Origin of the sequence: Nocardioides sp. NPDC023903, from assembly GCF_040639295.1 — a bacterium.
In the GTDB taxonomy this organism is placed as follows: domain Bacteria; phylum Actinomycetota; class Actinomycetes; order Propionibacteriales; family Nocardioidaceae; genus Nocardioides.
Map to the genome: position 1 here is coordinate 22,129 of NZ_JBEZZS010000039.1, position 26,900 is coordinate 49,028.

The window sequence follows — 26,900 nt, forward strand, 5'->3', positions numbered from 1 at the left end:
TCAACGCTTCGCCCCTCCCAGGTGTTCCCTGGTAGAGCGCCTTGTCATCGAATCCGTTTTCGATCTCTTGTCCGGTTCGACGTACGCGGCAGGCGATAAGTTGCATCGCGAGGTGAATCTCAGGGGTTTCTCATGGAGTACCCCGAGATGCCCACAGATATGCCCTACGAAGAGGTCACCTGGTCGATCATCCAGGCAAGGCTGAACGCCCGGTCCTCCCACGCCTTGTAGCGCCCCGAGACTCCGCCGTGTCCGGCCGCCATCTCCGTCTTCAGCAGTACGTCACCAGGATTCTCTGCCGTCGCGCGCAGCTTCGCGACCCATTTCGCGGGCTCGACGTAGAGCACCCGGGTGTCGTTGATGCTGGTCTCGGCCAGGATCGGCGGGTAGTGCTGCTTGGCGACGTTCGTGTAGGGGTCGTAGGAGGACATGTAGTCGTACGTCTCCCTGTCGGCCTCCGGGTTGCCCCATTCGTCGTACTCGGTGACGGTCAGCGGCAGCGTCGCGTCGAGCATCGTGGTCAGCGCGTCCACGAACGGCACCGCGGCCACGACCGCGCCCACAGCGTCGGGCGCCTGGTTGGCGACCGCGCCCATCAGCAGCCCTCCTGCGCTGCCGCCCTCGGCGATGATCTTGCTGGGCGTCGACCAGCCCGACTCGGCGAGGTGGCGCGCGCAGGCGATGTAGTCGGAGAAGGTGTTCTGCTTCTTCAGCATCTTGCCGTCGTCGTACCAGGCCCGGCCCATCTCGCCGCCCCCGCGGATGTGGGCGATCGCGAACCCGATCCCACGGTCCAGCAGGCTCAGCCGGGCGATGGAGAAGTAGGGGTCCATGCTGGCCTCGTAGGAGCCGTAGGCGTAGAGCAGCACCGGGATCGGGCCCGTCTCGTGGAGCCCCTTCTTCGCCACGATCGAGATCGGCACCCGTACGCCGTCCTCGGCCGTCGCCCAGAGCCGGTGCTCCTCGTAGTCGTCGCGGTCGTAGCCACCGAGCACCGGGGCCTGCTTGAGCAGGGTCAGCTCGCGGCTGCGTACGTCGTAGTCGTAGACCGATGCCGGGGTGCGCATCGTGGTGTAGCCGAGTCGCACGACCGGGGAATCGAAGGTGGGGTTGGAACCGGAGCCGATGGTGTAGAGCTCGTCGTCGAACTTCACCAGGTAGTCGTCGGCGACACCGTTCTCGCCGAGCTCCAGGATGCGGAGCTGGGTCAGGCCCTCGCTGCGCTGGTGGATGACCAGGTGGCCGGCGAAGGCGTCGACGTCCTCCAGACGTACGCCCTGGGTGTGGGGGAGGAGCGGCTGCCACTCGGTCCGCGGGGTCGGGGCGATCGGCGCGGTGGCGATCTCGAAGTCGGGGCCCGAGGCGTTGTGGGTGACCAGGAAGACGTCCTCACCGGCGATGGTGGCGTGCTCCACGGAGTACTCGACGCCTTCCTCGCGGGCGGCGAAGACCTGCCAGCCGGCGTCGGGGTCGTCGAAGTCGAGGAAGCGGTATTCGGCGGTGATCTTCGCGGCGGTGCCGATGAACATGAACCGGTCGGACTTGGTCCGCCCCACACCGACCCAGAACCGGTCGTCGGTCTCGTGGAAGACGAGCTCGTCCTCGTCCTGGGTGGTGCCGAGGCGGTGGCACCAGATCTTGTCGGCACGCCAGGACTCGTCGGCGGTGGTGTAGTAGAGCGCCGAGGAGTCGCGGTCCCAGGTGGCGCCGCCGTGGACGTTGGTGAGCTCGTCGTCGAGCAGCTCGCCGGTGGTGAGGTCCTTGACGCGCACGGTGTAGCGCTCGTCGCCAGCGACGTCGGTCGCGTAGGCGAGCAGGGTGGTCGACGGGCTGACGGAGGAGCCGCCGAGGCTGAAGAAGTCATGGCCCTCGGCGAGCGCGTCGAGGTCGAGCAGCACCTCCTCGCCGGGGAGCGCGGGCTGGTCGTGGGTGACGTCGGCCGGGGTCGGCGGGGTCCAGTCGTCGGGGTCGGCGGCCTTCACCCGGCAGCTCGCGCCGTACTGCTTCCCCTCGAAGCTGCGGCCGTAGTACCAGTAGCCGCGCGAGCGCGTCGGGACGCTCAGATCGGTCTCGAGAGTGCGCGCCTTGATCTCCTCGAAGATCTGCGTGCGCAGGTCGGCGAGATGGTCGGTCTGTGCCTTGGTGTAGGCGTTCTCGGCCTCGATGTAGGCGATGACCTCGGGGTTCTCCTTCTCCCGGAGCCACTCGTAGTCATCGGCCCGGGTCAGGCCGTGGAACTGCTTGGACGAGGGCTTCTTGGGGGCGATCGGCCAGGGCGTCGAGGGGAGGTCGGCAGACATGAACGAGACCCTATCTCCGCCACCCTCGCAGCCCGGACCACGGGACCGGCGCGCCGGGTCCATCGCGTCGCGCTATCGCACATCTTGGTCGTCTGGCGCGATAATGCACCCGTCCGCTGCGACAGCGAGATCGAGCCCGGGGGAGGGGGCTCAGGACTCGCTGAACGGCTGCAGGTCGGGGTCGTCGACGGCGTAGGACCGCACTGGACCGGCGGGAGTCTCGGCGGTCTCGAAGCGCACGGTCACGACGCCTCGTCCCGATCCCCAGACCCAGCCGCGGCCCATCTCGGCGTGGACGACGTCCATCCCGGCCGCCCAGGTCGGTCGGCGCACCGGCTCGGGGAGGGGGAGGTCGGGCTCGGCGTCCTCGTCGCTGTCGTCGCCGAAGAGGTCCTCCTGGATCCAGTCGGCGAGCCCGGAGACGCCGACCCCGAGAAGGCGTACGCCTCCGGCCGTCTCGCCCGCGGTGAAGAGCTCACCGAGCAGGGTCCTGGCGAGGCGGGCGATGGTGCCGGCCTGGTCGGTCGGGGCCGGCAGCGTTGCGGAGCGGTTGATCGTGGTGAAGTCGTAGAGCCGGACCTTGATCGTGATCGTGCGGCCCGAGAGCCCGTTCTTCTTCAGTCGGGCGGCGACCTCGCCGGACTGCCGGGTGAGGATCTGCTCCATGAGCGGCCGGTCGGTCAGGTCGGTGTCGTAGGTGCCCTCCACGCTGACCGACTTGGTCTCGCGCTCGGGCTCGACGCGCCGGTCGTCCTGGGCTCTGGCCAGCTTGTAGAGGTTGGTGCCGTGGGACTTGCCCACGAGGCGTACGAGCTCCTCGACGCTGACCTGCTCCAGGTCGGCCACCGTGTGGATGCCCGCGCGGCGCAGGCGCTCGGCGGTGGCGGGGCCGACGCCGGGGATCACCTTCACGTTCATCGGGCGAAGCAGGTCGAGCTCGGTGCCGGGCGGCACCACGACCAGACCGTCGGGCTTGTCGAGGTCGCTGGCGATCTTCGCGATGAACTTCGAGCTGGCCAGGCCGACGCTCGCGCTCAGTCCGCCGGTGACCTCGGCGACCTCCGCGCGGATCCGGGAGGCGGTCTCGGTGACGGTCTCGACCTCGAGGTCGGGGAGGTCGGCAGCGGCGAGGTCGACGAAGGCCTCGTCGAGCGAGAGCGGCTCGACCAGCGGCGACAGGTCGCGCAGGATGCCGAAGACCTGCTCGCTGACCTTCTTATAGGCATGGAAGCGCGGGTAGAGGAAGGCGGCGTGCCCGCACAGGGCGCGGGCCTCGCGGGTCGACATCGCCGAGCGGACGCCGAAGGTCCTGGCCTCGTAGGAGGCGGTGCTGACCACGCCGCGTCCGCCGATGCCGCCCACGACCACAGGCTTGCCGCGCAGGGACGGCTTGTCGCGCTGCTCGACCGAGGCGAAGAACGCGTCGAGGTCGAGGTGCATCACCGACGCCTGCGCTCTCATGGTGGCAACCTATCTGGCAGCGGGGACACTCTGTCGCGGGCCGCTGACCATCCACAGGTGAGGTTGGGGAGGAGGTTGTCCACAGGCACGGTTATTGGCGCGGAAACTGTCGTTGGGTCGCGGGGATCGTGGTCCGCATGACCACGAAACTCTCCATCGCCCGTCCCGAGGACGTCCTGGCGGCAGTCCCCGTCCTGCTCGGCTTCCAACCCGAGAAGTCGATCGTCATGCTGACCTTCGGCGGTGAGCATCAGGTCCACGACAGGATCGACCTGCCTCCGCCGGACGAGGTCGAGGACTGCCTGGACAGCCTGCTCCTGCCCGCCGTCCGCCACCAGGTGCATGGCGTCCTGCTCGTCCTCTACGACAGTGGCCCGCGCTTCGGGGTGAAGATCGCCCGCCGCCTCGCCGAGCGGCTCGCCGAGTGCGAGATCGACCTGATCGGGTGTCTGCGGGTGCAAGACGGCCGGTGGTTCGACCCGCTCGGGTTCCACGGCGTTCCCGACGAAGGCGTGCCCTTCGACGTCGGCGCGCATCCGTTCCGCGCCCAGGCGGTCTACGACGGACATCTGGTGCGCCGTTCGCGCACCGAGCTGGCCGCCTCGATCGCCGCGGTGCCCGCGGCCGTCGCCGAGACCGAGGCTGCGCTGGAGCAAGCGTCGTCGATGAAGATCTACGAGGTCGGCCGGCTGGTCGACGACGCGGTGGCCGGGACCGTGCTGTCGGCCGGCCAGATCGCCTCCCTGCTGCTCGCGCTGCGCGACCCGCAGCGGCGCGACGCCGCCTGGGGCGGGATGACCCGGGAGGAGGCCAGGGCCCACGTGCGGCTGTGGACCGATGTCGTACGCCGCAGCCCCGACGACCACGTCGCCCACCCGGCAGCGGTGCTGGCCTTCGCCGCCTGGCTGGGTGGCGACGGCGCGCTCGCCTGGTGCGCCCTCGACCGGTGCTTCGCGAGCGAGCGTCACCACGGCCTCGGGGTGCTGGTCGCGCAGATGCTCGAGGGCGCCGTTCCTCCTACGGCCTGGGAGGAGGCGCAGTCGGATCGGCCCGCCTAGGGCGTGTCTCCCAAATCCACGCCCGCTACGCGACGTTTCGCATCCGATCTGGCTGCGTTGGCGCCGCTCGACAGCCTCCAGGATGCCTTCGCAGCGCCGCCTTGCCAGATCGGCCCGAAAACGCCGCTCGCGGCCGCCGTGTCTTTAGGAGACGCGCCCTAGTCGTTGCGGTAGCGCAGCCGCTTCCACCGCCGACTCAGCCCCGAGCGCGGGTCGACCCACGCGTTGCGGGTCACCACGACGTACGTCAGGGGCGCGCCGATCTCCCGGAACGCAGCCCGGGCAGCGGCGAGCCAGCGGAGGTCGACGTCCTCGACCTCCAGGCCGCTGGTGCGGGTCAGCCACACGATCGGGTCGGGCACGCCGACCCGGCGGCGCATGCTGTGGATGATGTCGGTGCGCAGCCAGTGATCGGTGGGCTCGTCCTCGCGATGCGCGTGGGCGACCTCCTTACCGCCGGGGATACCGAGATGGACGAGCGCCAGGAACGAGCGCCGATGCTCGGTGGCGGTGTGGTCGAGCACAGCACGTCTCAGCCGCTTCTCGAGCACTGGCGAGAGCGGCTCGTGCAGCCCTTCGACGGTCGTCTCGGGCAGAGTGGGCATGGAGGCCATGGGCCTAGCGTGCAACGGATGCCGGAATCCTGCGACCGGCTTTCCACAGGGCTCGGCCGGTCAGGTCGTAGGCGACGCACGTCCGGCGAACACATCGCGATGCCCGCGGGCGGTGTCCATGTACTCCCGGACTCGGTGGATGAGCCCGTCTCGCAACTCGAACACGAAGCAGTAGTCGTTGGTGTAGGAGTTTCCGTTCGCCAGGGTCGCGCTCATCGTCTCCTCCACGATCACCCGGTTGCCATCGGCGTAGAAGCCTCGGAAATCCACCGCGACGTCGCGCACGAACAGCCGCCCGAAGTCGTGGGCGAGAAAATGCGTGATCGCGTCTCTGCCGACCATGTGGCTCGGCGCAGCGAGAGCGACTGCCGTGGCGTTTCCCGCCGGGGCAAGCCATTCCGCATCCGAGGTGAAGAACGGTGCGATCTCCGCGGCGTCATGGCTCGCGAACGCCCGCCAAGCTGCTTTGACCCTGTCCCGATTCTCTGTCACTGCGCGAGCCTAGCGTCCATCCTCCTGACGTGACTGGCGGAGAACGGACATGGTCATCCCCGTCGCCCGGGTTCTCCGACCGCGCGTCGTGTCGCGAGATGAGGCAGGATGTCCCTTATGCCTTCTCTCCACATCACCGGCGACGAGGCCGCCGACAAGCTGCTCTCCGAGGATCCGTTCGCGCTGCTGCTGGGCATGGCCCTGGATCAGCAGTATCGGATGGAGGATGCGTTCAAGGGAGGTCACAAGCTGGTGACCCGCCTCGGTCATCTGGATCCCGCCAAGATCGCCGAGATGGACCCCGAGGAGTTCAAGACGATCGCCTCGACGCCGCCGGCGATCCACCGGTTCCCCGGCTCGATGTCGGGGAAGGTGCAGGGGATCGCGACGATCGTCACCAACGAGTACGGCGGCGACGTCACCCGGCTGTGGACCGAGGCGACCAGCGGCAAGGACCTGCTCAAGCGGATCCAGGCGCTCCCGGGCTTCGGGAAGCAGAAGGCGCAGATCTTCGTCTCGCTGCTGGCCAAGCAGCTGGGGGTGCAACCCGATGGCTGGCAGGAGGCCGTCGGTGACTACGCGCTCGATGGTTACCGTTCTGTGGCTGACGTCGTCGACGTTGCGTCGTTGCAGAAGGTACGTGACTACAAACAGCAGAAGAAGGCCGCAGCCAAAGCAGCCGGATGAGTTGCTGGGGGACATGATGCCCCGGATGGGGAATGTTCACCACCACCGTGGCAGAATGAATCTGCGGCTCTTGACGACCCCGGGCCCTGCCGCGCCCAAACTCAGTTTTTGATAAGTCTCGACCAAGTTCGACGGAGAGGTGTTCGTGTCCTCGAACGCGCGCAAGATACCCGCTGAGGTACTCGCCCACCCTGCCGTGAAGGCACTGATCGACCAGGCCAAGCCAACCGGACGGGTCAGTCCCGACCAGGTCCGTCAGGCCAGCGAGGATGCCGCGGTCGAGCCCAGGCATCTGAAGGCACTGCTCGGTCACCTGAGCACGCTCGGCATCTCGGTGGACCTCGGTACGGCTGTCACCGGCCGTGCTGCGGCGGCGACGACCTCGACCCGCAAGACGACCACGGCCAAGGCGCCGGCGAAGAAGGCTGCCGCCAAGAAGGCGGCGGCTGAGCCCGCGAAGCCGGCCACCGAGGTCGCGGCGAAGAAGGCCGACGAGCCCGAGCCGAAGAAGACGACCGAGATCGACGAGGACGGCGAGGAGATCGTCCTCGAGGACGTCGAGGTCGATGTCGACGACATCGAGGTCGACGACTCGGACAACGACACCGAGGACGAGACCCCGGTCGTCAAGCTCGGCCCCGACGGCAAGAAGGTCCTGCCCGACATCCCGGACGAGCAGTTCGAGAAGGACGTCGCCGCCGATCCCACGATCAAGGAGGACGAGAAGGAGGCCTCGAAGCAGAGCTTCGTCGTCTCGACCTCCGATGACACCGACGAGCCCGAGCAGACCGTCATGGTCGCCGGCGCGACCGCCGACCCGGTCAAGGACTACCTCAAGCAGATCGGCAAGGTCCCGCTGCTCAACGCCGAGATGGAGGTCGAGCTCGCCAAGCGGATCGAGGCCGGTCTCTTCGCGGAGGAGAAGCTCGGCAAGGGCGGCAAGATCACCCCGAAGATCCTCGACGAGCTCGAGTGGATCGCCGAGGACGGCAAGCGCGCCAAGAACCACCTGCTCGAGGCCAACCTCCGTCTGGTCGTCTCGCTGGCCAAGCGCTACACCGGCCGCGGCATGCTCTTCCTCGACCTGATCCAGGAGGGCAACCTGGGTCTGATCCGTGCGGTCGAGAAGTTCGACTACACCAAGGGCTACAAGTTCTCGACGTACGCCACCTGGTGGATCCGTCAGGCGATCACCCGCGCCATGGCCGACCAGGCCCGCACCATCCGTATCCCGGTGCACATGGTCGAGGTCATCAACAAGCTTGCGCGCGTCCAGCGCCAGATGCTCCAGGACCTGGGCCGCGAGCCCACCCCGGAGGAGCTGGCCAAGGAGCTCGACATGACCCCGGAGAAGGTCATCGAGGTCCAGAAGTACGGCCGCGAGCCGATCTCGCTCCACACCCCGCTGGGTGAGGACGGCGACTCCGAGTTCGGCGACCTGATCGAGGACTCCGAGGCGATCGTCCCGGCCGACGCGGTCTCCTTCACGCTCCTCCAGGAGCAGCTGCACGCGGTGCTCGACACCCTCTCGGAGCGTGAGGCCGGCGTCGTGAGCATGCGCTTCGGCCTGACCGACGGTCAGCCGAAGACTTTAGACGAGATCGGCAAGGTCTACGGGGTCACCCGCGAGCGCATCCGTCAGATCGAGTCCAAGACGATGTCGAAGCTGCGACACCCGTCCCGTTCGCAGGTTCTGCGCGACTATCTCGACTGATTCTGGCTAAGATCACCTCGAACGCCTTCCCGGACTTCTGGGAGGGCGTTCGCCATTTCCGCAGACTCGCCCGCCACAACTGCGGATTCGGCTAGGTTGCACGGGTCGGTTTGTCCGCGTCCCGGGAGGTCTTCTCGTGCCTTTGCGTCTCTCACGTCCACACCGGCCCGCCCTGGCCGCGGCCGGAGCGCTGCTCGGCGGCCTGCTCGTCGCGGTGCCGATCACGGCGGTTGCCTCCGCTTCTGAACCCGACTGGAACGCCTGCCTGGAGGGCACAACCGACCGACAGGACGTCTTCGAGCGAGCAGCCGAGACCAGCGGGGTGCCGGCCGAGGTGCTGCTCGCGGTCTCCTACATGGAGTCGCGCTGGGATGCCCACGGGGAGGCGCCGAGCACGTCTGGCGGTTACGGGCCGATGCACTTGACCGACCTGCCGGCGCTGGCGAAGGACACCGAGGCGCATCCCGACCCTCTCGGCAAGGGCGACGGCTCCAACCAGATCCGCACCACGCGCCAGCGCGAGGAGGCGGTCAGGCTGGGAGAGGTCGAGACGCTGCGTACGGCCAATGACATCACCGGGATCCCGGTCGCCGAACTGCGCGAGGACGCGGTCGCCAACATCTGCGGTGGCGCGGCGGTGCTCGCCGACTACCAGGAGGCCGCGGGCGGGGCCGAGAGCCTGGCGGACTGGAGTGCGGCGGTCGGCCGTTACAGCGGGGCCGCCTACGAGGCGACCGCGCTCAAGTTCGCCCGGCAGGTGTTCGCGACGCTGAGCGCGGGGGAGTCGCGTACGACCAACGACGGCCACCAGGTCACCCTGGCCGCGAAGCCGGTCGCTGCCAGCGAGGAGGCGATCGGACGGCTCGACCTCGCCGCCTCGTCGACGTCGGAGACGGTCGAATGTCCGGCGGTGCTCGGCTGTGAGTCGCTGCCAGCACCGTACGAGCAGACCGGTGACACGATCGGCGACTACGGCAACCACGACCTCGCCAGCCGGCCCGAGGAGGGTTCGGTCGACTACATCGTCATCCACGACACCGAGACCTCCTACGACGGCACCGTGAGGCTGGTCCAGGACCCGACCTACCTCGGCTGGCACTACACACTGCGCTCGGTCGACGGCCACGTCGCCCACCACATCCCAGGCAAGGACGTCGGCTGGCACGCCGGCAACTGGTACGTCAACAGCCACTCGATCGGGCTGGAGCACGAGGGGTACGCCGCTAACGGAGCCTGGTACACCGAGGCGATGTACCAGACCTCGGCCGCCCTGGTCGGCTACCTGGCCCAGAGCTACGGGATCCCGCTGGACCGGGCCCACATCATCGGCCACGACCAGGTCCAGGGCGTCGCGCCGGCCAACGTCGCCGGGATGCACTGGGACCCGGGCCCCTACTGGGACTGGAGCCACTACTTCGACCTGCTGCGGTCGCCGATCAAGGCCGACCGGAAGTCGCGCAGCGAGATCTGGACGGTCAACCCCGACTTCGACACCAACACCGGCAACGTGATGACCGGCTGCACCGAGGCGGGCGTCCCGTGCCCGAGCGACCGCGGGACCAACTTCGTCAACGTCTACTCCAAGCCCTCCACCGACGCTCCGCTGCTTCCGGACACCGTCGTCGGCGGCTCCGCCAAGGTCTCCAACTGGGGCCCGCGCCTGGCGGCCGGGCAAAAGGTCGTCGTCAACGACCGGACCCGCCCGACGTGGTGGGGTGTCTGGTTCGGCGGCAAGCAGGGCTGGATCCAGAACCCCGGCGACGTACTCCTGCCATCCGACGGAAAGATCGTCACCCCGAAGGCCGGCACCACCGCGAAGATCTACGGCACCGCCTATCCCGCGAAGGCCAGCGACTACCCCGACGGGGTCACGCCGAGGACGATCGCGCCGCTGCAGTACACCATCCCCGCAGGTCAGAAGTACGTCCTGGCTGACCCGACAGTGCCGACCGACTACTACAAGGCGGTCAACTTCAACTGCGCCACCGTCGACGGCGTCCCCGACTGCATCGTGATCACCGGCGGTACGACCTACTACCAGATCTGGTTCAACCACCGGATCGCGTACGTCATGGCCGACGACGTGACGGTCACCGACGGCTGACCGACCGCAGCCGAGACCGCAGAACTCGAGGATCACTTCTGCGGCAAACTGCTCGGTCTGCCGATGGGCGTGGATGTCTGCTACACCAACCACGCCGAGGCCGACCAGGACGACATGGACACGCTGCTCACCCTGTTGGGCGCGGCCGGTTGCGCTTTCGTCATCGCGGTGCCCGGCGCCGACGACGTGATGCTCGGCTACCAGAGCCTCAGCTTCCACGACGCCCTCTACGCCCGCCAGGTCCTGAACCTGCGCCCCGCACCGGAATTCGAGACCTGGCTCTCGGGCCTGGGCATGCTCGACGCGAACGGCCGTGTGCGACAGGTGGAACCGCTGTCCTCGCCTCTACGCGCGCTGACGGCCACGAGATGATCGCGGACGAGCCGCGCCAGGCCGCACCCCAGGACTGTTCACCGGCCCTGGAACCGAACGCCGATGGACGACACCCTCATGATCTCGCCTACCGGAACCGGGAGCCACAGATGCCGATGGACGACTCAGCGATGTCACACGATCCAGCGGACGCCCCGCTCTCCGCGGACTCCGCGGCACCTCTCGCCGACGAACCATCCGAATCCGCTGTAGCCGAGGACTTCTGGGGAGCGCTGCGGGGTAGCACGCAAGCCAGGATCGGACTGGGCCGGACCGGCGACGCGTTGCCGACGACAGACGTCCTCGCCTTACGCGCCGCCCATGCGGCTGCCCGCGATGCCGTTCACCTTCCGCTGAACGTGGCGACCTTCACCGAGCAGATCGCGGCCGTCGGGCTCGGCGCTCCGGTGACCGTCGCCAGCAGGGCGGCCGATCGCGCCGAGTACCTCCGGCGTCCCGACCTCGGCAGATCGCCCGGCGACCTCACCGCCGTCACCGAGACCGGCGCCGACATCGGCTTCGTCCTCGCCGACGGGCTCTCGCCGCTCGCCCTCGCCGAACACGCCCCCGGTCTTCTCGCCGCCCTGTCCGCCGAACTCGGCGACACCTACACCCTGGCCCCGCCGGTCATCGCCACCCAGGCCAGAGTCGCACTCGGCGACCACATCGCCGCAGCGATGGGCGTGCGAACGGTCCTGGTGCTGATCGGCGAACGCCCCGGCCTCTCGGTCGCCGACAGCCTCGGCATCTACCTCACACATCGGCCCCGCCCGGGCCGCGCCGACGCCGAACGCAACTGCGTCTCCAACATCCACCCGCCCGACGGACTCACCTACACCGACGCCGCTCGCGTGGTGGCGGGGCTGGTCGCGGGCGCTCGCGCGCTGGGTCGCTCGGGAGTCGACCTCAAGGACACCTCGCGCGCCGACTCGCTGGCCGCCGCCGAAACCTCGGTCGTCGAACCGGCACCGGGTTTCGTGAGCTGACCCAGACACCAGCGTGACGCGGAGCACGTTCGGCATGAGACAGGGCCGATCGCTCCTTAGAGTGATTCCCATGATCCGCACCGCCGCCCTCGCCCATGTCCGCGACCGCAGGCTGATTCAGACGCGTCCCGAAGGCAAAGATGTCTTCTACATGGCGGGCGGCAAGATCGACCCCGGCGAGACCCCTTTACAGGCGCTACACCGCGAGATCGAGGAAGAACTGGGCGTCGGCCTGGCCGGAGTCGCCGAGTTCGGCGTCTTCGAGGCCGAAGCCTTCGGGCACCGCCGCAACACCGGCCTGCACATGACCTGCTTCCGGGCCGAACTCACCGGAGAACCCTTCGCCACCGGCGAAATCGCCGAATTCCGCTACTTCACCGTGAGTGAATACGCCGCGATGGAGCACGTCGCGCCCGGTTCGATGATGGTGTTCCGGCGCCTGCACGAACTCGACCTGATCGACTGGTAGTTCGCGCACGGCCTCGATTGGATATCGGCAGAAACGAACGCGTGAACAGCGACGATCCCATAGTCGTGAACCTGCCGACGACCACCGCGCCGATGACTGTCTCCGAGCGCCGCGCCGCACTACGCCAACTGATCGCGTTGTTCGGCCTGATGAACACGATGATCGAGTTGAGCACCAGCGGCGCGCCGCGGTCGGTGGCCGAACACGCCGTCACCGCGCGCGACCTGGTCGGCGAACTCGTCGCCGACCTCTCCGCGGCGCGTTAGGAGTTCTGCTTCGGTTCGGAATCCTCGACGGTGATCACGCCGGGCTCGGTGCCGTCGTCGGCCTGCTGATCCGGTTCCGGGTGCTCGGGTTCGAACGTTTCGGGCAGGCCCTTGAGGTGCTTGTTCATCGAGCGAACCAGCAGCACCGTGCCCGCCAGCAGGATCAGGATGACCAGCAGGCCGAGCGGGGAGGCCTTGCCGAACTCGGGGCCGGTGGGTTGCTGTGCGAGGTAGACCAACATCACCGGTCGTTGTCCTCGATGCCGGCGAACAGGTCGGTCTCCGGGATAGCGGTGGACACGCGCGTCTTGGCCAATTCGAACTCCTCGGTCGGCCAGAGCCGCTGCTGCATCTCCAACGGGATCGCGAAGAACGCGCCGTTGGGATCGATCTGGGTCGCGTGGGCGCGCAGGGCGTCGTCACGCTGGGGGAAGTATTTCGAGCATTCGATCTGAGTGGTGACCCGGCCCATGATGTCGCCGCGCGCCGCCTGGTACTGCTTCATCCGGTCCAGCCACTCCTGCAGCGGGAACGGTTCACCGATGCGCTCGTACTCCTCGGCGAAGGTCTCCAGGCGCTTCATGCTGAAGCCGTGGTCGTAGTACAGCTTGAGCGGCGTCCACGGCTCGCCCGCGTCGGGGAACTTCGTGGGATCGCCCGCCGCCTCGTACGCGGCCATCGACACCTCGTGGCAGCGGATGTGATCGGGATGCGGGTAGCCACCGTTCTCGTCGTAAGTGGTGATCACCTGCGGCTTGAACTCGCGGATCACGCGCACCAGCGCCTCGGTGGATTCCTCCAGCGGCACCAACGCGAAGCAGCCCTCGGGCAGCGGCGGCAGTGGGTCGCCCTCGGGCAGCCCCGAGTCGACGAATCCCAGCCAGTGCTGACGCACGCCGAGCGCGTGGGCGGCCGCGGCCATCTCCTCGCGCCGGACCTCGTTGATCCGGTCCAGCACACCGGGGGTGTCCATGGCCGGGTTCAGGATGCTGCCGCGCTCGCCGCCGGTCAACGTCACGACGAGCACCTCGACGCCCTCCGCGGCGTACCTGGCGGTCGTCGCGGCGCCCTTGCTCGATTCGTCGTCGGGGTGGGCGTGCACTGCCATGAGGCGAAGGCCACTCACTTCTCGTTCACCGTCGCTCTCGCTCGCGGGTGTCAGATGTCGTTACCTATAGTTCCATCCGACCCCCTGTTTGTTCCGACCACCCCCGGGAGCGCGAAACCGATGACCGAGCCCGCACCGGACTCCGCCGCGACCTCGGCCGCCGCAGCAGCGCGACACGCCGACCGTTATGGCACGAAACCACCTGCGCGTCGCCTGTGGCTGATGGTTTTGCTCGGTGTCGGCGTGGTGGCGGCCGGTTTCGCGGCGGCCTATCTCGGCTTCCAGAAATATGGCCCGAAGCCGATCGAGACCGAGCAGCTCGGTTACGTGGTCGTCGACGACGCCACCCTGGACGTGCGGATCAAGGTCACCCGCGACGATCCACAGCAGGCCGTGGTCTGCTTCGTGCGGGCGATGGATCGCGACGGCGCCGAAGTGGGCAGGCGCGAAGTACTCGTGCCGGGCTCGGATTCGACCAGCGTGCAGGTCAGCACTACGGTGAAGTCATCGGCACGGCCTTCGGCGGGCGACATCTACGGTTGCAGCGACCAGGTTCCGGGGTATCTGCGCACCAGCGCCGAATAAGCCAGCGCACCAGCGCCGAATAAGCCGGCGCACCAGCGCCGAACAAGTCGGCACGCAGCCCCGAATAGCCCGCCTGACTAGGCCTGACCTGCATATTTATGAGACATGCTAAAATGGTCTCATACACGGTTCCGGGGTTCGGAGCCGTGTTTGCTGCATTGGCGGCCAGCGGTGCTGTTTGCGGGTATCGGGTTCACCCCCAGGATCGCTCCAGCCGTCGGGCTGGTGCATGCCCTCCTCCGGGAGGTTTCGCGCTGGTTTCAGGGAATCCCGGTACGCCGGGAACAACTACTAGGGAGTGATCGAGATGACCGAGAATGTGACCTGGCTTACCCAGGAGTCGCACGACAGGCTCAAGGGTGAGTTGGACTCGCTCATTGCCAATCGTCCGGTCATTGCCGCCGAGATCAACGAGCGCCGCGAAGAAGGCGACCTCAAGGAGAACGGTGGCTACCACGCCGCGCGTGAGGAGCAGGGTCAGCAGGAGGCGCGTATCCGCCAGCTGCAGGAACTGCTGAACAACGCCAAGGTCGGCGTCGCCCCCACCAAATCCGGTGTGGCGCTGCCGGGTTCGGTCGTCACGGTCTACTACGACGGCGACTCCGCCGATACCGAGACCTTCCTGATCGCGACCCGCGAGGAGGGACTCGGCGCCACCGGCCTCGAGGCCTACTCGCCGAACTCGCCGCTGGGCGGCGCGCTGATCGATGCCAAGGTGGGCGAGACCCGCGAGTACACACTCCCCAACGGCAACACCATGAAGGTGACGCTGGTCAGCGCGGAGCCGTACCACAGCTGATCTCGCTGAACCCGAACGACCAGAACCCGAACGCAAGCGGCCGCCCGAGTCCGGGCTGAACCTGCCCGCCGTCGCGTTCGCGCACGGCTGGCTGACCAGCGCCGAGAACTACAAGAGCCTGCTCGAGCACATCGCGTCGTGGGGTTTCGTGGTCGCCGCGCCCGACACCGAGCGTGGCCCGATTCCGTCACATCTGGACCTCGGCAGCGATTTGCTCACCACGCTCGACATCGTCAGCAAGGTCCGTCTCGGTGACGGCACCATCAGCGTCCACCCCGATCGCCTCGCCCTCGCCGGCCACGGCATGGGCGCAGGCGCCGCGGTGATCGCCGCGGCGCAACGCCGGGTAGCCACCGTGGTAGCGCTCTTCCCTGCCCCCACCTCCCCCGCCGCGGAGAACATCGCCCCCGACATCGACACGCCCGGCCTGATCCTGGCCGGCGACGACCTCGACTCGGTCAGCTCCAACGCCCGCGCCCTCGCCGCCGCCTGGTCGGGCCCGTCGATCCTGCGCACCATCGGCGGCGCCTCCCACAACGGCATCATCGAAGGCCGCCGCCTCTTCGCCGCCCTCGGCGCAGGCCGCTACGAACACAAAACCGACAAGACCACCCGAGCCCTGGTCACCGGCTACCTCCTCGCCACTCTCCTCGCCGACAAGAAGTACTCGGCCTTCGCCGACCCGGAAGCCGAGATCCCCCACACCAAGGTCGTCGACCCCCACGCCGAGGTCGAGGTCGAGGCGCCGAAGTTGTCCATCGGCACGGTCGCCAAGCTCATCCGCGGCTAGAGAAAGAAGCCCCCGGGCCGTCCGAACGCCGTCGGCCCGGCGCGATCACCCTCCGTTTTCGGCGTCACGTCGGCAATTCAGACCAGCCAGCTCTTGCGCTGGTAGTACTCGGCTTCGGGATCGTCGTCATCCAGCGGAGCAGCGCGGTCATTGGCCCGTCGAGTGGCAATAGATCGCGCGATGGCTTCGCGCTGCTCCCTGGCCGCGGCCTCCTGACGCTCGCGTTCCTCCGCTTCGAGCCGTGCCCGCTCTTCGGCCTCGGCAGCTTCGCGCTCCCTGGCCGCTTGAATCTCGGCGAGGATCTCGTGACCGTTGTTGTGCACGGCGAGGCTGCTGCGCATCTCGTCGTACTCGTAGTCCAGAATCTGCACCCGGCGAAGAAAATCGTAGGCGCCTTCTTCGATCCGTGATCGACTCATGACGAAACCCCCTCAGTTCGTTGATTCACAGCGGGCCCGCCTCCGCCAGGACCGCACCGGAGTCACCCGGATCGGGTTGCTGGCTCACCGGATATTCTTCCGCCCAATGTTCACCGTCGGGCTCGTTGTCCGCACTCGGCGTGGAGCCCGCCCCCGGCATGTTCTCCGCGGCATAGCCTTTGGCGTTGAGGGAACCGGTCGGGTTCGGTGTCGCACCCGAGGATGTCCCTTCCTCAGTGTCTTCGAGACCGGTCGGCCCTTGGCCCGTGCCGGTCTCCGGTGTGCCCGAACCGATTTCGCCGCTGGTCTGCTCGTCGCTGATCACCGGAATGCCGTTGGCATCGAGCGTCATGCCGTATTCGTGCAAGTTCCCGGCGGAGTCGGTAGTACTCACCGTGAGCTGGCCGTTCGCATCGGTTCCGACACTGACCTGGGTGCCGTTCAGATCGAATGTCGCGCCACCGGACATCAAGCTGCTCAGCTGGCTCGAAATCGACGCGAAACCCTCCTGGACCGAGGTACTGAGCGATGTGAGGCCGGAACTGATCGTCTCCGCCGTACTCGTGACGAGCGATTCGAGTTCACTCACCGATGACAGGAGCGACGTGAGACCGGTCATCACTTCGCTGACCGTATCGGTGATTTCGCTGATCGTGTCGGTGATGTCGTCATCATCGTCATCGTCATCGTCGTCGTCCTTGGTGGTCGACGGGTCCTCGGTGGTCGCCGCCTTGGTCGACGTGTCCTCCGTTGTCGACGGTGTTCCACCGGTCGAGGTGTCACCCTTCGACGTATCTTTCGTCTGGGGCTGCTGCTCCGTCGTCACGGGTGTCTGCGGCTTGCTGGAATCCTGCGGCATCGGATATGCGCCGATATCCAGTCCGTTCAAGGCTTCGACAAGAACGCCATAAATCCGACGGACCTCGGTGTCGACTTCCTTGCAGAGCTGAACGAATTTATCGTATGTTGCGGCGACGTGCGGCATGAAGATATCAACCAGCCACTGCTTGGCCTTCTTGCCCGCATCAGAATCCGGGTTGGATGACACCTCTTGTATGTAATCATCGATCGCAGTGCGGCTCATCCCGCTGCTGTTCTGCTGCGGTATGTCAGGCGTATTGGGAGACCAAAAGCTCTGGACCGTAACCGCTTTGTGCCGAACGGCGGTTCGCAGCGCCGTCGAAACATAGCTCAGCTCGAGCGATATCGTCGCGGCTTCGATGCGATCTTGTTCAGCACGGAGAATCTGCGCATTCAGCATATTGGCTGCGGAGTCAGCCGCCTGACCCTGCCATATCGACGGCAATGCCGAGAGCTGCCGCCGCTGATCGTCGATCTCCCCGGGCAATTCAGCCATCACCTTGGACAAAGCCGCGGACATCCGATCGATTGCCGCGATATCCATACCACGTTCGGTGTCGTACTTCGCATAGATCGAATCGAAATTCCCATTTGCCCCCGCCAGCAGTTCTGACCTAACAGGAGCGTGCGTAACCGCTGATGCTTTTCCATAGCGAGGTAGGTATTCGACGAAATACTGCAAACCTTCCGCCCCGAGGTCGAGCATCTCGTCTGCGCTACCACCGGTAGGAATACTGGCCCAGGTCGGAGAGTCAGCCATGAACGCCCCCGGACACCGTGGCCGAACAGGTGGACACGAACGCGCGCATCAAAGGTTCACCCCAGCAGCCGTTATCTTCTTGACGTTGGCATCGTCGACCGTCGCATAAGTATCCGCACTCGTACCGAACTGCACGCCCGTCTTGTCGATCGCGGTCTGCCAGTTCTTCAACCACGTCTCGACCTTGCCGATCACGCCCCCGACCTTCGTCCCCTCGGCACCGTAGTCGCGACCGGCTTGCGCGGCGGTGAAGGACCAGCCCTTGACGTCAGCAGAGCACGTCCCGATGTCAGCCGCCGACGCCTTCAGGTTCGACGCAGCCTTACGCATAGCCGTCGGATCGACCGTTACTGAATCGCCCACTTCCCCCTCCTTCTGGTCAAGCGCCGGCAGGCGCACTACTCCCTTGGACGCGCCACGACCGGGATCGGTTCCACGATCACACGACGAATGCCGCTGTGATCGGATTCGATCACAGCGGCACAGTGATGCGCTACTTCTCCAAGTTCCCCTGGTCGGTCTTTCGCCACTCCGACGTGCCGTCGGGATGACGGTGGTACTCCCAGGCGGCGTAGTCGCCGTCTTCCTCGACGACGGTGACGTGGTCGGCCAGGCCGTCGTGGTCGTAGTCGGACCAGATGCTGGTCGAGTCGGTGTCGACGGTGGAGAGGGAGTCCACGACGCCGTCGTGGTCGAGGTCGAGGGATGGGTTGTTCAGTTCGACGGGGCCGAGGCCGCCCAGGGACGAGTGGGCGTCGATGTCGGGTAGGCCGAGGCCGGGGAACTCACCCGAGGTGACCATGACTGCTCCTCCAACGGAAAACTCGCGGATGACGACGTGGCGGGGTTGCCACCATCTTGTCATCCGCGAGCCGGCGCCGGGAGGTTCGGGGCTACTTGGCCGGGATGAGGATCCACATCGCCAGGTAGATCAGGAACTGGGGGCCGGGCAGCAGGCAGGACACGACGAAGACCAGGCGGACGACGTTGGGGTTCCAGCCGTAGCGTTCGGCGAGGCCACCGCAGACGCCTGCGATCCACTTGTTGCCGGTCGAACGGGTGAGGCGGCGGGCGGGGGCGGTCATGGTGTTGCCTTCCTGTGGAGCGGTGATGTCTCCACTGTGCCGCCGCGGCGCCACCGCCCGCATCGGTCCACAGACCCATCCGCACCCTGATTTCGGCAGGCCCCGACCTCAGGGTCAGACCCCGAGACGGGCACAATTGTCGAGGTGAGCACGACATTGCACGCCAGCGGCCTGTCCGCGGGGCACGCCGAACGGACCTTGTTCGCCGACCTCGATTTCACTCTCGCCCCCGGCGATGTGATCGGGCTGGTCGGGGTGAACGGCGCGGGCAAGTCGACGCTGCTGCGGATGCTGGCCGAGCGCGAACCGGGCGAGGGCACCATCGCGTTGAGCCCACCCGACGCGACGGTCGGCTACCTGGCGCAGGAACCGGAGCGCATCGAGGGCGAGACGGTGCTCGAATTCCTCGCGCGCCGAACCGGAGTCGCGCACGCCCAGCAGGTGATGGACGCGGCGGCCGAACGTCTCGGTGACGGCGGCGACGACGACTACTCACCCGCACTGGAGCACTGGCTGGCACTGGGCGGCGCAGATCTCGATCAGCGCGCCGAAGAGGTCGCCGCGGATCTGGGGCTGACCCACGGCTTGGCCGGTGGGCTCGACACCCCGATGACGGGTCTGTCCGGCGGCCAGGCGGCACGCGCGGGGTTGGCGTCGGTGTTGTTGTCGCGCTTCGACATTCTGCTGCTCGACGAGCCGACCAACGATCTCGATCTCGACGGCCTCGATCGGCTGGAACGGTTCGTCACCGGTGTGCGCGTACCGCTCATGGTGATCAGCCACGATCGAGAGTTCCTGGCGCGCACCGTGAACAGCGTTCTCGAACTCGATCTGGCTCAGCAGCAGACCGGCTTCTACGACGGCGGATACGACGCCTACCTCGCCGAAAGGGAGATCGCCCGCAAGCACGCCCGCGAGGCTTACGACGAATTCGCCGACACCAAGGCGGGTTTGGAGTCACGCGCGCAGATGCAGCGCAACTGGCTCGAGCACGGCGTGCGCAACGCGCGCCGCAAGGGCAAGAACGACTCCGACAAGATGGGCCGCAAGACCCGCGCGGAATCCACCGAGAAGCAGGCCGCCAAGGCCCGCCAGACCCAGCGCCGGATCGAGCGCCTCGACGTGGTCGACGAGCCGCGCAAGGAGTGGGAACTGCGGATGGAGATCGCCACCGCCCCACGCAGCGGTGCGGTGGTGGCGACCGCCAACAACGCCACTCTCACACGCGGCGAATTCACTCTCGGCCCCATCACCACCCAGATCGACTGGGCCGACCGGATCGTGCTCACCGGCGCCAACGGCTCGGGCAAGTCGACCCTGCTCGGCCTGCTGCTCGGCAAGATCGCGCCTGATTCCGGTTCGGCCGCACTCGGTTCCGGTGTCGAGATCGGCGAGGTCGATCAGGCCCGCGGGCTGTTCCGGGGCGACGAACCGCTGGCCGACACGTTCGCCGCGGCGATGCCCGACTGGCCCGACGCCGAAGTCCGCACGTTGCTGGCCAAGTTCGGCCTGCGCGGGCCGCACGTGACCCGCGCCTGCGACACCCTGTCCCCCGGTGAACGCACCCGTGCCGCGCTGGCTCTGCTGCAGGCGCGCGGGGTGAACCTGCTGGTCCTCGACGAGCCGACCAACCACCTGGACCTGCCCGCCATCGAACAACTCGAGCAGGCCGTCGAAACGTTCACCGGCACATTGATTCTGGTGACCCACGATCGCCGAATGCTGGATTCTGTTCGTGCGACCCGTCGTTGGCACATGTCCGGTGGGCTTCTCAGCGAGGAATAGACGCATGGACTACGCACTGGGTATCGACACCCGAATCACCCTGCTCGCCACCGGATTACTCTTCCTGAGCGCATTGCTGCTCGGGGTGTGGAAGTACCACGGCATCCGGGTCGACGGCGCGGCGCACGTCTATGTCGACATCGCCCACCGCGCCGCGCTGATGTACTCCTTCGCGGGAATCCTGCTCGCGGTGTTCACCGAGCTCAGCGCTTGGCCGACGATCGTCAATCTGACCGCCGACCTGGTGGTGCTCGCGTTCTTCGCCGGTGCGATCGCCAGCTACGCCCTGCACGGGCTGCGCCGGGACACCACCAACCAGTTCGACGGGAAGATTCCCATCGAACTACGGCTGTCGATGTATGCGCTGATCGCGGGCGAGATCGGTGGTTTCGGTGTGCTGTTCAGCGGGTTCGTCGTAGGGCAGTTCTAGAACGACCGCATCACACCGGGTTCGGCCGCACCGAACAGATCGATATCCGAGCCGAGCTTGGCCCCGATCAGCCCGGCGCCGAAAGTGATACCGAGCACGGCGACCACCGCGATGAACGATCGCGAGCGCGGCACCCGTGGCACCGCGAACGGGCGGGTGTGTGCCTCGGCGACCGGTTCATAGGCGGACTGGCCGTACCCTTCGTCGCGGATCGGCACCGTGTGCGAATACCCTTGCGGCACTTCGCGGCACCCCGGTCGACCACAGGCCCCACCGCAGCGGTGCGGCTGGTCGACTTCGCCGTACTCGTACGGGTACTGATCCTGGTAGTTGCGGGCAGGCAGCGGCGGCACCATGATCGGCCCCCTTCGAATCGTGCTGCGCGCCAGGATAACCGCCTGCGCCGAGCAGCACACACGCGCCACGGGGCACACAGGTCCTGACGGCGTCTCCCGATACTAGTTCGGCCCGGTGCAACACGCCACAGAACCGATCGCCCGTCGGAGTCAGACCGCGGCGACCCGCTTGGCCAGATCGTCGGCCAGCTGACGCGCCTGCGCGGGATCGGTGGCTTCCACCATCACCCGCACCAGCTGTTCGGTCCCGCTGGGACGCAACAGAACCCGCCCGGTCTCGCCCAGGATCCGCTCGGCCTCCGTGACCGCCTCCAGCACCTCGGGAGCGACGGCGACAGCACCCTTGTCGGAGACCGCGACGTTGATCAGGATTTGCGGCACCGTGGTCATCACCGAGGCCAGCGAGGCCAACGTGCGCCCGGACTGAGCCATCCGCGCCATCAAACGCAGGCCCGTGAGCACGCCGTCACCGGTGGTGCCGAACCGCGGGAACACCACGTGCCCGGACTGTTCCCCGCCCAGGCTGTATCCGCCGCGACGCAGCTCCTCGAGCACGTACCGGTCGCCGACAGCGGCGGTGATCACGGTGATCTCGGCAGCGCGCATCGCGATGTGCAGGCCGAGGTTGCTCATCACGGTGGCCACGAGCGTGTTGTCCACCAGCTCGCCCGCGTCCCGCATCGCCAGCGCGAGCACCGCCATGATCGCGTCACCGTCGACGACCTCGCCCGCGGCATCGACGGCGAGGCAGCGATCGGCGTCACCGTCGAGTGCGATGCCGAGGTCGGCGCCGTGCTCGAGGACCGCGCGCCGCACGTTGTCCAGGTGCGTGGAACCGCACCCGTCGTTGATGTTGAGCCCGTTGGGTTCGGCGTTGATCGCGATCACCGTCGCGCCCGCCTCCCGGTACACCTGCGGGGCCACCTCGGCGGCGGCGCCGTGCGCGCAGTCGACGACCACGGTCAACGCGGACAGGTCCTGATTGGTGGATTCGAGCAGGTGCTCGACATAGCGTTCGTGCGTGCCCTCGACGGAGTAGTCGCCACGCACCCGGCCGATGCCCGCGCCGGTCGGGCGTGCGGTGACGCCGTCGGCGATCAGGGCTTCGATCCGTGCCTCGATGGCGTCGTCGAGCTTGTGCCCGCCCGCCGCGAAGATCTTGATGCCGTTGTCGGGCATGGGGTTGTGCGACGCGGAGATCATCACGCCGAAGCACGCGTCGTACAGGCCGGTCAGGTAGGCGACGGCAGGGGTCGGCAGCACGCCGACCGAGAGGACATCGACGCCGACGGAGGTCAGGCCGGCGGTGACCGCCGCCTCGAGCATCTCGCCGCTGGCGCGGGGATCGCGACCGAGCACCGCGACCGGGCGCTTCTTGCCGCGCGAGAGCACCTGCGCCGCCGCGGCGGCGACGCGCATCGCCAGTTCCGGGCTCAGCGACTCGTTGGCGAGCCCGCGAACACCGTCTGTGCCGAACAGCCGTCCCATAAACCTCTACCTGTCGTAGGTCCCCGTTTACAGCACGAGAGCAGGCGACCAGCCGTGCTGGAAGCCTGCTCTCGCACACGTGCTCCGCCGACCGTACCGCCTCAACCAAAGTAAGCGAAGACGGCGGCCGACAGTGCGTAAATCAGCGCTTCGAGTACTGAGGCGCCTTACGGGCCTTCTTCAGACCGTACTTCTTACGCTCGGTGGCACGCGGGTCACGCGTCAGGAAGCCGGCCCGCTTGAGGGCGGGACGGTCGTCCGGGGTGACCACGATCAGCGCGCGGGCGATGGCCAGACGCAGGGCGCCTGCCTGACCCGACGGGCCGCCACCGACCAGGCGAGCGTAGATGTCGAAGTTCTCGACACGCTCGACCAGGACCAGCGGGGACTTCACGAGCTGCTGGTGCACCTTGTTCGGGAAGTAATCCTCGATGGTGCGGCCGTTCAGCTCGAAGTTGCCCGAACCGGGCACCATGCGAACGCGAACGACGGCTTCCTTACGACGGCCGACGGTCTGCACCGGGCGGTCGAGGCCGAGCGGCTCGAAAGCCAGCTCTTCTTCGACGTACTCGCCTTCGGCGTAGCCTTCGCCGTCTTCGACGATCTCGACTACGACCTCTTCGGTGCCGTCGAACTCTTCGGCTGCGAACTCTTCAGGAGCGGTCACTGGGCCACCTGCTTGATCTCGAACGGAACCGGCTGCTGCGCGGCGTGGGGGTGGTTCGGGCCTGCGTAGACCTTCAGCTTGCCCGCGATCGCGTTACCCAGCTTGTTCTTCGGGATCATGCCCTTGACGGCCTTCTCCACGAGACGATCGGGACGGGTCGCCAACACCTGACCGACAGTGCGCGACTTGAGGCCGCCCGGGTGCCCGGAGTGGTGGTGGATCAGCTTGTCCTGCCGCTTGTTGCCACTGATGGCAACCTTGTCGGCGTTGATGATGATGACGAAATCGCCACCATCGACATGCGGGGCGTAGGTCGGCTTGCCCTTGCCGCGCAGCAGGCCAGCGGCCTGCACGGCGAGACGGCCGAGGACTACGTCAGTGGCGTCGTTGACGTACCACTTGCGGGTGACGACACCCGCCTTGGGGCTGTACGTAGGCACAGTCGTTCCCTGTCTGTCGTCGGTGTTGCCGGCCCTGAGGTGTGGATCGAGGCTGTCCTGGCGGCCGGTGGAGACCCAGGACATCGAGGAGACGCCGATCCGCGAACGGTTCGGCGTTCCACACGCCAACGGGCAACGATACCAGCCACGCATCACCGACCCGCAATCGGGCGAGACTAGATCACGACCGGCGGTCCGGGGTCTGTCGCGCGCGCGGGACCGGGGATCAGGTAGCGCAGGGTATCGATGCCGGGGGTGACGCAGGCGGACTCGTCGACCAGCAGGCCACGGGCGGTCTCGACGCCCTCCCGCGGGACCGTGTTCGCGTACGGGGTGAACGCGCAGCTCACCGGTTCGGCGGCGGAGGCGACGGCGGGATCGGGCTGGAACGCGACCAGCGCCAGCGCGCCGACCACGGCCGGTGCGCCGAAGAAGCCCTTCTTCATCTTGCCGAGCAGCTTGCCGCGGCGGTCGTCATCCTCGGTGTCGTCGTGTTCGAGCGCGTGCCGCGGTGCGCCCGAAGACGGCCGCGGCGGCTGCGCTGCGGGTGGTCCCGCGACGAACCCGGCCGGTCCCGGCGGCTGGGCGGCGGGCGGTGCCGTGGGTTGGGCGCCCCACCCGACTTGCGCGGCGACTGCCTGACCCGGATGCCCCGAGTCCGGATAGTCGTCCTCCTCGTCGTCGAGGCCGGGGTCGGTGACCAGCAGATGCGCGGCGCCGAGGACCAGCGCGTGCATCGGATGGTCGGCCACGTGCAGACGCTGACCCAGGTGGTTCTGGAAGGCGAAGCGCAGGGCATCGTTGAAGCAGACGTTGCCCGCGAGCAGCACCGTCGAGGTGTCGGCGCCGATCGAGCGGGCCGCGGCCATCGCCTCGATCACCACGTTGTCGGCCGTGCGGGCATCACGCAGCGCCTCGGCGGTAACCGCGACCTCCGTCGATTCGGTGGGCTGTTCGTCGTCGCCGTGCACCGCGACCACCAGTAGCGAGCGACCGTCGGAGTAGATCCCGGTCGCGCCGATGCCGGTGCGATGGCGCTCGCTGGGCGGGGAGACCAGGCCCAGAGCACGCACATAACCCGAGAGCGCCACGCTTTCCGGCAGCGGTTCCACGACGACGTCGAGCTGTTCGACGAGCGCCGCGTACACCTCGACCTTCTCGTCGGGCCAGCTGTCCGGATACGGCAGCGCGACCAGCTGCGGCTTGCCCTGTAGGTACTTGCCGATCGCGGCCAGCGGGTTGTAGAGCCGAGCCCGGAAGACCAGCTCGGCGGGCCAGGTGGCGCCGGCGATCACGATCTGCGGGTGGCCGAGGATGTCGCGCACATCGGCGATCGCCATCCCCAGGTCCGGTCGCTGCCGGTCGACGCCGGCGGTGTGCAACCTGCCCGCGGCATCGGCGAGCAGGTAGGCGGGCGGTGTGTATGTGCCCTCGACCTGTACCGGGCGGACCGGGGTCGCGCCGCCACCCGCGGCCACGGACACCACGTCCCACCCCAGATGTAGGGCCCCAACTCGAACGGTCACAGGATCAAGTGTGCCCGGTCGGCAACAGACACGCGCAGCTTGCCCACCGAAACGGTGCTGACCTGGCGGATCATGCTGTGCGTGGTTACGCGAGCTGCCGCCTCCGAGCGCTGACCGCTCATGCCTGTGACTTCTTCAGTCGTAGTCGGCTCCAGGTGAGCAGCGCGAGGATGGAAGTGATCACGATGAGCATCACGATGTCCAGGATCCAGATGCCCGCGCTGTGCCCCCACAGCGGATCGTCCTGCGAGCCGAAGACCAGCGTTGTCAGATCCACCGTCGACGCGCCCGCCGCGTAACCCCAGCGCGAGGGGAACAGGTAGGAGATCTGCTCGAGGCCGACGCGGTCGGTCACCGGGATCAGGCCGCCCGCCATCACCAGCTGCACCATGATCATCACCACGAGCATCGGCATGACCTGCTCGTTCGACTTGGCCAAGCTCGACATCAGCAGGCCGAACACCACGCAGCACACCGCGGTCATCGCGATGTCGAAATACAGCTCGACGCTGCCGCTCGGGATCAGCGAACCGGCGCCCGGCGCTTTCTTACCGATGAACGTGATGCCGATCAGCACGGCCGACTGCAGGAACGCGGTCACGCTGAACACGACGATCTTGGCCATCAGATAGGCCGAGGGCAGCAGGCCGACCGCGCGCTCACGCAGGAAGATCGACCGCTCACCGACCAGGTCGCGCACGCTGAGCGTGGCGCCCATGAAGCACGCGCCGAGGATGAGCACCACCAGCAGCTGCTGAGCCTCACCGCCGCTTTCCCGGCCGAACGAGCCGTCGGGCAGCTGCACCAGCGCGCCCTCGGTGAACCCGTCACTACCCGGCACCACCAGCGACAACGCGCCGAGGATGAACGGCAGCACCACCAGGAAGATCAGATATCCCCGGTCGGAGAAGATCAACCGCAACTGCCTGCGAGCCAACGTGCTGAACTGCCGCATGCCGCTCGACTGTGGCGGCGCGCCCACGTTGCCGCGATTGGGCTGCGCGGGCGGCGGTGGCGGCACATAGGCCTGCCGGGACCGATACTTCGCGAAGGCCTGATCCGGGTTGGCCGCGACCTCGGCGAAGATCTCCGCCCAGTCGCTCGTCCCCATCGCCGCGCCGACCCCACCCGGATGACCGGCGAACGCCGTCTTGCCGCCCGGAGCCAGCAGCACATGCCGGTGAGCGAGGCGACGATCGCTGGCCTGGTCGTCGTGCTGGCCTTCGCGGTCCACCTGGGATACCTCGAGCGCCGCCGGATCGGCTCGCTGGAGCTGAC

Annotated in this window: 29 protein-coding genes and 2 pseudogenes; 13 read left to right on the plus strand and 18 right to left on the minus strand. The window is 67.4% G+C overall.

Going from position 1 to position 26,900, the window contains the following annotated elements; all coding sequences use genetic code 11:
- Window positions 1–164: 164 nt before the first annotated feature.
- Together AB0F44_RS26180 and AB0F44_RS26185 are read right to left on the minus strand one after the other, a co-directional pair.
- Complete coding sequence (locus AB0F44_RS26180) at window positions 165–2,300, minus strand: S9 family peptidase (protein ID WP_357359721.1); 2,136 nt, start codon at window positions 2,298–2,300, stop codon at window positions 165–167.
- A gap of 150 nt (window positions 2,301–2,450) precedes the next feature.
- A complete protein-coding gene (locus AB0F44_RS26185) occupies window positions 2,451–3,761 on the minus strand; it encodes a DNA polymerase IV (RefSeq protein WP_357359723.1) in 1,311 nt (436 codons plus the stop codon).
- A gap of 137 nt (window positions 3,762–3,898) precedes the next feature.
- On the opposite strand from AB0F44_RS26185, the gene AB0F44_RS26190 reads away from it, so the two are divergent.
- Window positions 3,899–4,819 (plus strand): DUF4192 domain-containing protein, encoded by a 921-nt coding sequence (locus tag AB0F44_RS26190; protein ID WP_357359725.1) that lies wholly within the window; start codon window positions 3,899–3,901, stop codon window positions 4,817–4,819.
- A 158-nt stretch (window positions 4,820–4,977) separates the two neighbouring features.
- Here AB0F44_RS26190 and AB0F44_RS26195 read toward each other — a convergent pair whose 3' ends face one another.
- Window positions 4,978–5,433: a hypothetical protein gene (locus tag AB0F44_RS26195; RefSeq protein WP_357359727.1), complete on the minus strand. Its 456-nt coding sequence runs from the start codon at window positions 5,431–5,433 to the stop codon at window positions 4,978–4,980.
- 60 nt (window positions 5,434–5,493) lie between these two features.
- Window positions 5,494–5,925: a nuclear transport factor 2 family protein gene (locus AB0F44_RS26200; RefSeq protein WP_357359729.1), complete on the minus strand. Its 432-nt coding sequence runs from the start codon at window positions 5,923–5,925 to the stop codon at window positions 5,494–5,496.
- A 108-nt stretch (window positions 5,926–6,033) separates the two neighbouring features.
- On the opposite strand from AB0F44_RS26200, the gene AB0F44_RS26205 reads away from it, so the two are divergent.
- From AB0F44_RS26205 to AB0F44_RS26235, 7 genes and pseudogenes are all read left to right on the plus strand, one after another.
- Window positions 6,034–6,612 (plus strand): HhH-GPD-type base excision DNA repair protein, encoded by a 579-nt coding sequence (locus AB0F44_RS26205; RefSeq protein ID WP_357359731.1) that lies wholly within the window; start codon window positions 6,034–6,036, stop codon window positions 6,610–6,612.
- A 139-nt stretch (window positions 6,613–6,751) separates the two neighbouring features.
- Window positions 6,752–8,326, plus strand: a complete 1,575-nt coding sequence (locus AB0F44_RS26210; RefSeq protein WP_350661269.1) for an RNA polymerase sigma factor — start codon at window positions 6,752–6,754, stop codon at window positions 8,324–8,326.
- Between the two features lie 136 nt (window positions 8,327–8,462).
- On the plus strand, window positions 8,463–10,430 hold the full coding sequence (locus tag AB0F44_RS26215; protein WP_357359733.1) for a peptidoglycan recognition family protein: 1,968 nt from the start codon (window positions 8,463–8,465) through the stop codon (window positions 10,428–10,430).
- Between the two features lie 30 nt (window positions 10,431–10,460).
- Window positions 10,461–10,802: pseudogene (gene eutB / locus AB0F44_RS26220) on the plus strand (ethanolamine ammonia-lyase subunit EutB); the annotation flags it as partial.
- Between the two features lie 131 nt (window positions 10,803–10,933).
- Window positions 10,934–11,788 carry an ethanolamine ammonia-lyase subunit EutC gene (gene eutC / locus AB0F44_RS26225; RefSeq protein ID WP_357359735.1) on the plus strand — a complete coding sequence of 285 codons (855 nt, stop codon included), beginning with the start codon at window positions 10,934–10,936 and terminating at the stop codon, window positions 11,786–11,788.
- A 70-nt stretch (window positions 11,789–11,858) separates the two neighbouring features.
- On the plus strand, window positions 11,859–12,257 hold the full coding sequence (locus AB0F44_RS26230) for an NUDIX domain-containing protein (protein ID WP_056816067.1): 399 nt from the start codon (window positions 11,859–11,861) through the stop codon (window positions 12,255–12,257).
- 41 nt (window positions 12,258–12,298) lie between these two features.
- Window positions 12,299–12,523, plus strand: coding sequence for a hypothetical protein (locus tag AB0F44_RS26235; protein ID WP_143876035.1), 225 nt, complete (start codon window positions 12,299–12,301; stop codon window positions 12,521–12,523).
- Here the strand turns inward: AB0F44_RS26235 and AB0F44_RS26240 are convergent.
- Together AB0F44_RS26240 and mca are read right to left on the minus strand one after the other, a co-directional pair.
- On the minus strand, window positions 12,520–12,765 hold the full coding sequence (locus AB0F44_RS26240; RefSeq protein WP_357359737.1) for a hypothetical protein: 246 nt from the start codon (window positions 12,763–12,765) through the stop codon (window positions 12,520–12,522). The genes AB0F44_RS26235 and AB0F44_RS26240 overlap by 4 nt on opposite strands.
- The gene (gene mca / locus AB0F44_RS26245; protein WP_357359739.1) at window positions 12,765–13,631 is read right to left on the minus strand and encodes a mycothiol conjugate amidase Mca; all 867 of its coding nucleotides are present in this window, start codon (window positions 13,629–13,631) and stop codon (window positions 12,765–12,767) included. Before mca ends, AB0F44_RS26240 begins: the two co-directional genes overlap by 1 nt.
- 120 nt (window positions 13,632–13,751) lie before the next feature.
- Between mca and AB0F44_RS26250 the strand changes: the two genes are divergently transcribed.
- The 3 genes and pseudogenes from AB0F44_RS26250 to AB0F44_RS26260 all read left to right on the plus strand — a co-directional run.
- Window positions 13,752–14,216 (plus strand): DUF4307 domain-containing protein, encoded by a 465-nt coding sequence (locus AB0F44_RS26250; protein ID WP_357359741.1) that lies wholly within the window; start codon window positions 13,752–13,754, stop codon window positions 14,214–14,216.
- A gap of 301 nt (window positions 14,217–14,517) precedes the next feature.
- Window positions 14,518–15,015: a transcription elongation factor GreA gene (gene greA / locus AB0F44_RS26255; protein WP_357359766.1), complete on the plus strand. Its 498-nt coding sequence runs from the start codon at window positions 14,518–14,520 to the stop codon at window positions 15,013–15,015.
- A gap of 13 nt (window positions 15,016–15,028) precedes the next feature.
- A pseudogene (locus tag AB0F44_RS26260) lies at window positions 15,029–15,805 on the plus strand (dienelactone hydrolase family protein); the annotation flags it as partial.
- 77 nt (window positions 15,806–15,882) lie between these two features.
- Here the strand turns inward: AB0F44_RS26260 and AB0F44_RS26265 are convergent.
- The 5 genes from AB0F44_RS26265 to AB0F44_RS26285 all read right to left on the minus strand — a co-directional run bounded on the left by AB0F44_RS26265 (window position 15,883) and on the right by AB0F44_RS26285 (window position 18,930).
- The gene (locus AB0F44_RS26265; protein WP_357359743.1) at window positions 15,883–16,224 is read right to left on the minus strand and encodes a hypothetical protein; all 342 of its coding nucleotides are present in this window, start codon (window positions 16,222–16,224) and stop codon (window positions 15,883–15,885) included.
- A 25-nt stretch (window positions 16,225–16,249) separates the two neighbouring features.
- Complete coding sequence (locus tag AB0F44_RS26270; RefSeq protein ID WP_357359744.1) at window positions 16,250–17,791, minus strand: hypothetical protein; 1,542 nt, start codon at window positions 17,789–17,791, stop codon at window positions 16,250–16,252.
- Between the two features lie 102 nt (window positions 17,792–17,893).
- Window positions 17,894–18,208 (minus strand): type VII secretion target, encoded by a 315-nt coding sequence (locus tag AB0F44_RS26275; protein ID WP_357359746.1) that lies wholly within the window; start codon window positions 18,206–18,208, stop codon window positions 17,894–17,896.
- 130 nt (window positions 18,209–18,338) lie between these two features.
- The gene (locus AB0F44_RS26280) at window positions 18,339–18,647 is read right to left on the minus strand and encodes a DUF6802 family protein (RefSeq protein WP_357359748.1); all 309 of its coding nucleotides are present in this window, start codon (window positions 18,645–18,647) and stop codon (window positions 18,339–18,341) included.
- A gap of 91 nt (window positions 18,648–18,738) precedes the next feature.
- Window positions 18,739–18,930 carry a PspC domain-containing protein gene (locus tag AB0F44_RS26285; protein WP_101468213.1) on the minus strand — a complete coding sequence of 64 codons (192 nt, stop codon included), beginning with the start codon at window positions 18,928–18,930 and terminating at the stop codon, window positions 18,739–18,741.
- Between the two features lie 144 nt (window positions 18,931–19,074).
- Between AB0F44_RS26285 and AB0F44_RS26290 the strand changes: the two genes are divergently transcribed.
- Both AB0F44_RS26290 and AB0F44_RS26295 read left to right on the plus strand, forming a co-directional pair.
- The gene (locus AB0F44_RS26290; protein WP_357359750.1) at window positions 19,075–20,715 is read left to right on the plus strand and encodes an ABC-F family ATP-binding cassette domain-containing protein; all 1,641 of its coding nucleotides are present in this window, start codon (window positions 19,075–19,077) and stop codon (window positions 20,713–20,715) included.
- A 4-nt stretch (window positions 20,716–20,719) separates the two neighbouring features.
- The gene (locus AB0F44_RS26295) at window positions 20,720–21,145 is read left to right on the plus strand and encodes a hypothetical protein (RefSeq protein WP_357359752.1); all 426 of its coding nucleotides are present in this window, start codon (window positions 20,720–20,722) and stop codon (window positions 21,143–21,145) included.
- Here AB0F44_RS26295 and AB0F44_RS26300 read toward each other — a convergent pair.
- The 7 genes from AB0F44_RS26300 to AB0F44_RS26330 form a co-directional block, all read right to left on the minus strand.
- Window positions 21,142–21,501, minus strand: a complete 360-nt coding sequence (locus AB0F44_RS26300; RefSeq protein ID WP_357359754.1) for a hypothetical protein — start codon at window positions 21,499–21,501, stop codon at window positions 21,142–21,144. The genes AB0F44_RS26295 and AB0F44_RS26300 overlap by 4 nt on opposite strands.
- 150 nt (window positions 21,502–21,651) lie before the next feature.
- The gene (gene glmM / locus AB0F44_RS26305) at window positions 21,652–22,989 is read right to left on the minus strand and encodes a phosphoglucosamine mutase (protein WP_357359755.1); all 1,338 of its coding nucleotides are present in this window, start codon (window positions 22,987–22,989) and stop codon (window positions 21,652–21,654) included.
- A gap of 142 nt (window positions 22,990–23,131) precedes the next feature.
- Window positions 23,132–23,656 carry a 30S ribosomal protein S9 gene (gene rpsI / locus AB0F44_RS26310; protein ID WP_101464361.1) on the minus strand — a complete coding sequence of 175 codons (525 nt, stop codon included), beginning with the start codon at window positions 23,654–23,656 and terminating at the stop codon, window positions 23,132–23,134.
- Entirely contained in the window at window positions 23,653–24,096 is a 444-nt protein-coding gene (rplM, locus tag AB0F44_RS26315; protein WP_357359758.1) for a 50S ribosomal protein L13, read from the minus strand. The genes rpsI and rplM overlap by 4 nt, the downstream gene beginning before the upstream one ends.
- A 176-nt stretch (window positions 24,097–24,272) precedes the next feature.
- Window positions 24,273–25,622, minus strand: a complete 1,350-nt coding sequence (locus tag AB0F44_RS26320) for a hypothetical protein (RefSeq protein WP_357359759.1) — start codon at window positions 25,620–25,622, stop codon at window positions 24,273–24,275.
- Window positions 25,619–25,744 carry a hypothetical protein gene (locus AB0F44_RS26325; protein ID WP_357359761.1) on the minus strand — a complete coding sequence of 42 codons (126 nt, stop codon included), beginning with the start codon at window positions 25,742–25,744 and terminating at the stop codon, window positions 25,619–25,621. The genes AB0F44_RS26320 and AB0F44_RS26325 overlap by 4 nt, the downstream gene beginning before the upstream one ends.
- Window positions 25,741–26,900: ABC transporter permease (locus AB0F44_RS26330; protein ID WP_357359762.1), on the minus strand; the 1,160-nt coding region annotated here is incomplete at its 5' end. The genes AB0F44_RS26325 and AB0F44_RS26330, both read right to left, overlap by 4 nt.

Bases quoted from the DNA above. Each gene is read 5' to 3' on its own strand.
- mca (WP_357359739.1), bottom strand. From the start codon at position 13,631: ATGGCAGTGCACGCCCACCCCGACGACGAATCGAGCAAGGGCGCCGCG.
- AB0F44_RS26185 (WP_357359723.1), bottom strand. From the start codon at position 3,761: ATGAGAGCGCAGGCGTCGGTGATGCACCTCGACCTCGACGCGTTCTTC.
- AB0F44_RS26270 (WP_357359744.1), bottom strand. From the start codon at position 17,791: ATGCTCGACCTCGGGGCGGAAGGTTTGCAGTATTTCGTCGAATACCTA.
- AB0F44_RS26250 (WP_357359741.1), top strand. From the start codon at position 13,752: ATGACCGAGCCCGCACCGGACTCCGCCGCGACCTCGGCCGCCGCAGCA.
- AB0F44_RS26285 (WP_101468213.1), bottom strand. From the start codon at position 18,930: ATGACCGCCCCCGCCCGCCGCCTCACCCGTTCGACCGGCAACAAGTGG.
- AB0F44_RS26190 (WP_357359725.1), top strand. From the start codon at position 3,899: ATGACCACGAAACTCTCCATCGCCCGTCCCGAGGACGTCCTGGCGGCA.
- AB0F44_RS26180 (WP_357359721.1), bottom strand. From the start codon at position 2,300: ATGTCTGCCGACCTCCCCTCGACGCCCTGGCCGATCGCCCCCAAGAAG.
- AB0F44_RS26230 (WP_056816067.1), top strand. From the start codon at position 11,859: ATGATCCGCACCGCCGCCCTCGCCCATGTCCGCGACCGCAGGCTGATT.
- AB0F44_RS26240 (WP_357359737.1), bottom strand. From the start codon at position 12,765: ATGTTGGTCTACCTCGCACAGCAACCCACCGGCCCCGAGTTCGGCAAG.
- AB0F44_RS26195 (WP_357359727.1), bottom strand. From the start codon at position 5,433: ATGGCCTCCATGCCCACTCTGCCCGAGACGACCGTCGAAGGGCTGCAC.
- AB0F44_RS26325 (WP_357359761.1), bottom strand. From the start codon at position 25,744: ATGAGCGGTCAGCGCTCGGAGGCGGCAGCTCGCGTAACCACGCACAGC.
- AB0F44_RS26300 (WP_357359754.1), bottom strand. From the start codon at position 21,501: ATGGTGCCGCCGCTGCCTGCCCGCAACTACCAGGATCAGTACCCGTAC.
- AB0F44_RS26265 (WP_357359743.1), bottom strand. From the start codon at position 16,224: ATGAGTCGATCACGGATCGAAGAAGGCGCCTACGATTTTCTTCGCCGG.
- glmM (WP_357359755.1), bottom strand. From the start codon at position 22,989: ATGGGACGGCTGTTCGGCACAGACGGTGTTCGCGGGCTCGCCAACGAG.
- AB0F44_RS26280 (WP_357359748.1), bottom strand. From the start codon at position 18,647: ATGGTCACCTCGGGTGAGTTCCCCGGCCTCGGCCTACCCGACATCGAC.
- eutC (WP_357359735.1), top strand. From the start codon at position 10,934: ATGTCACACGATCCAGCGGACGCCCCGCTCTCCGCGGACTCCGCGGCA.
- AB0F44_RS26295 (WP_357359752.1), top strand. From the start codon at position 20,720: ATGGACTACGCACTGGGTATCGACACCCGAATCACCCTGCTCGCCACC.
- AB0F44_RS26205 (WP_357359731.1), top strand. From the start codon at position 6,034: ATGTCCCTTATGCCTTCTCTCCACATCACCGGCGACGAGGCCGCCGAC.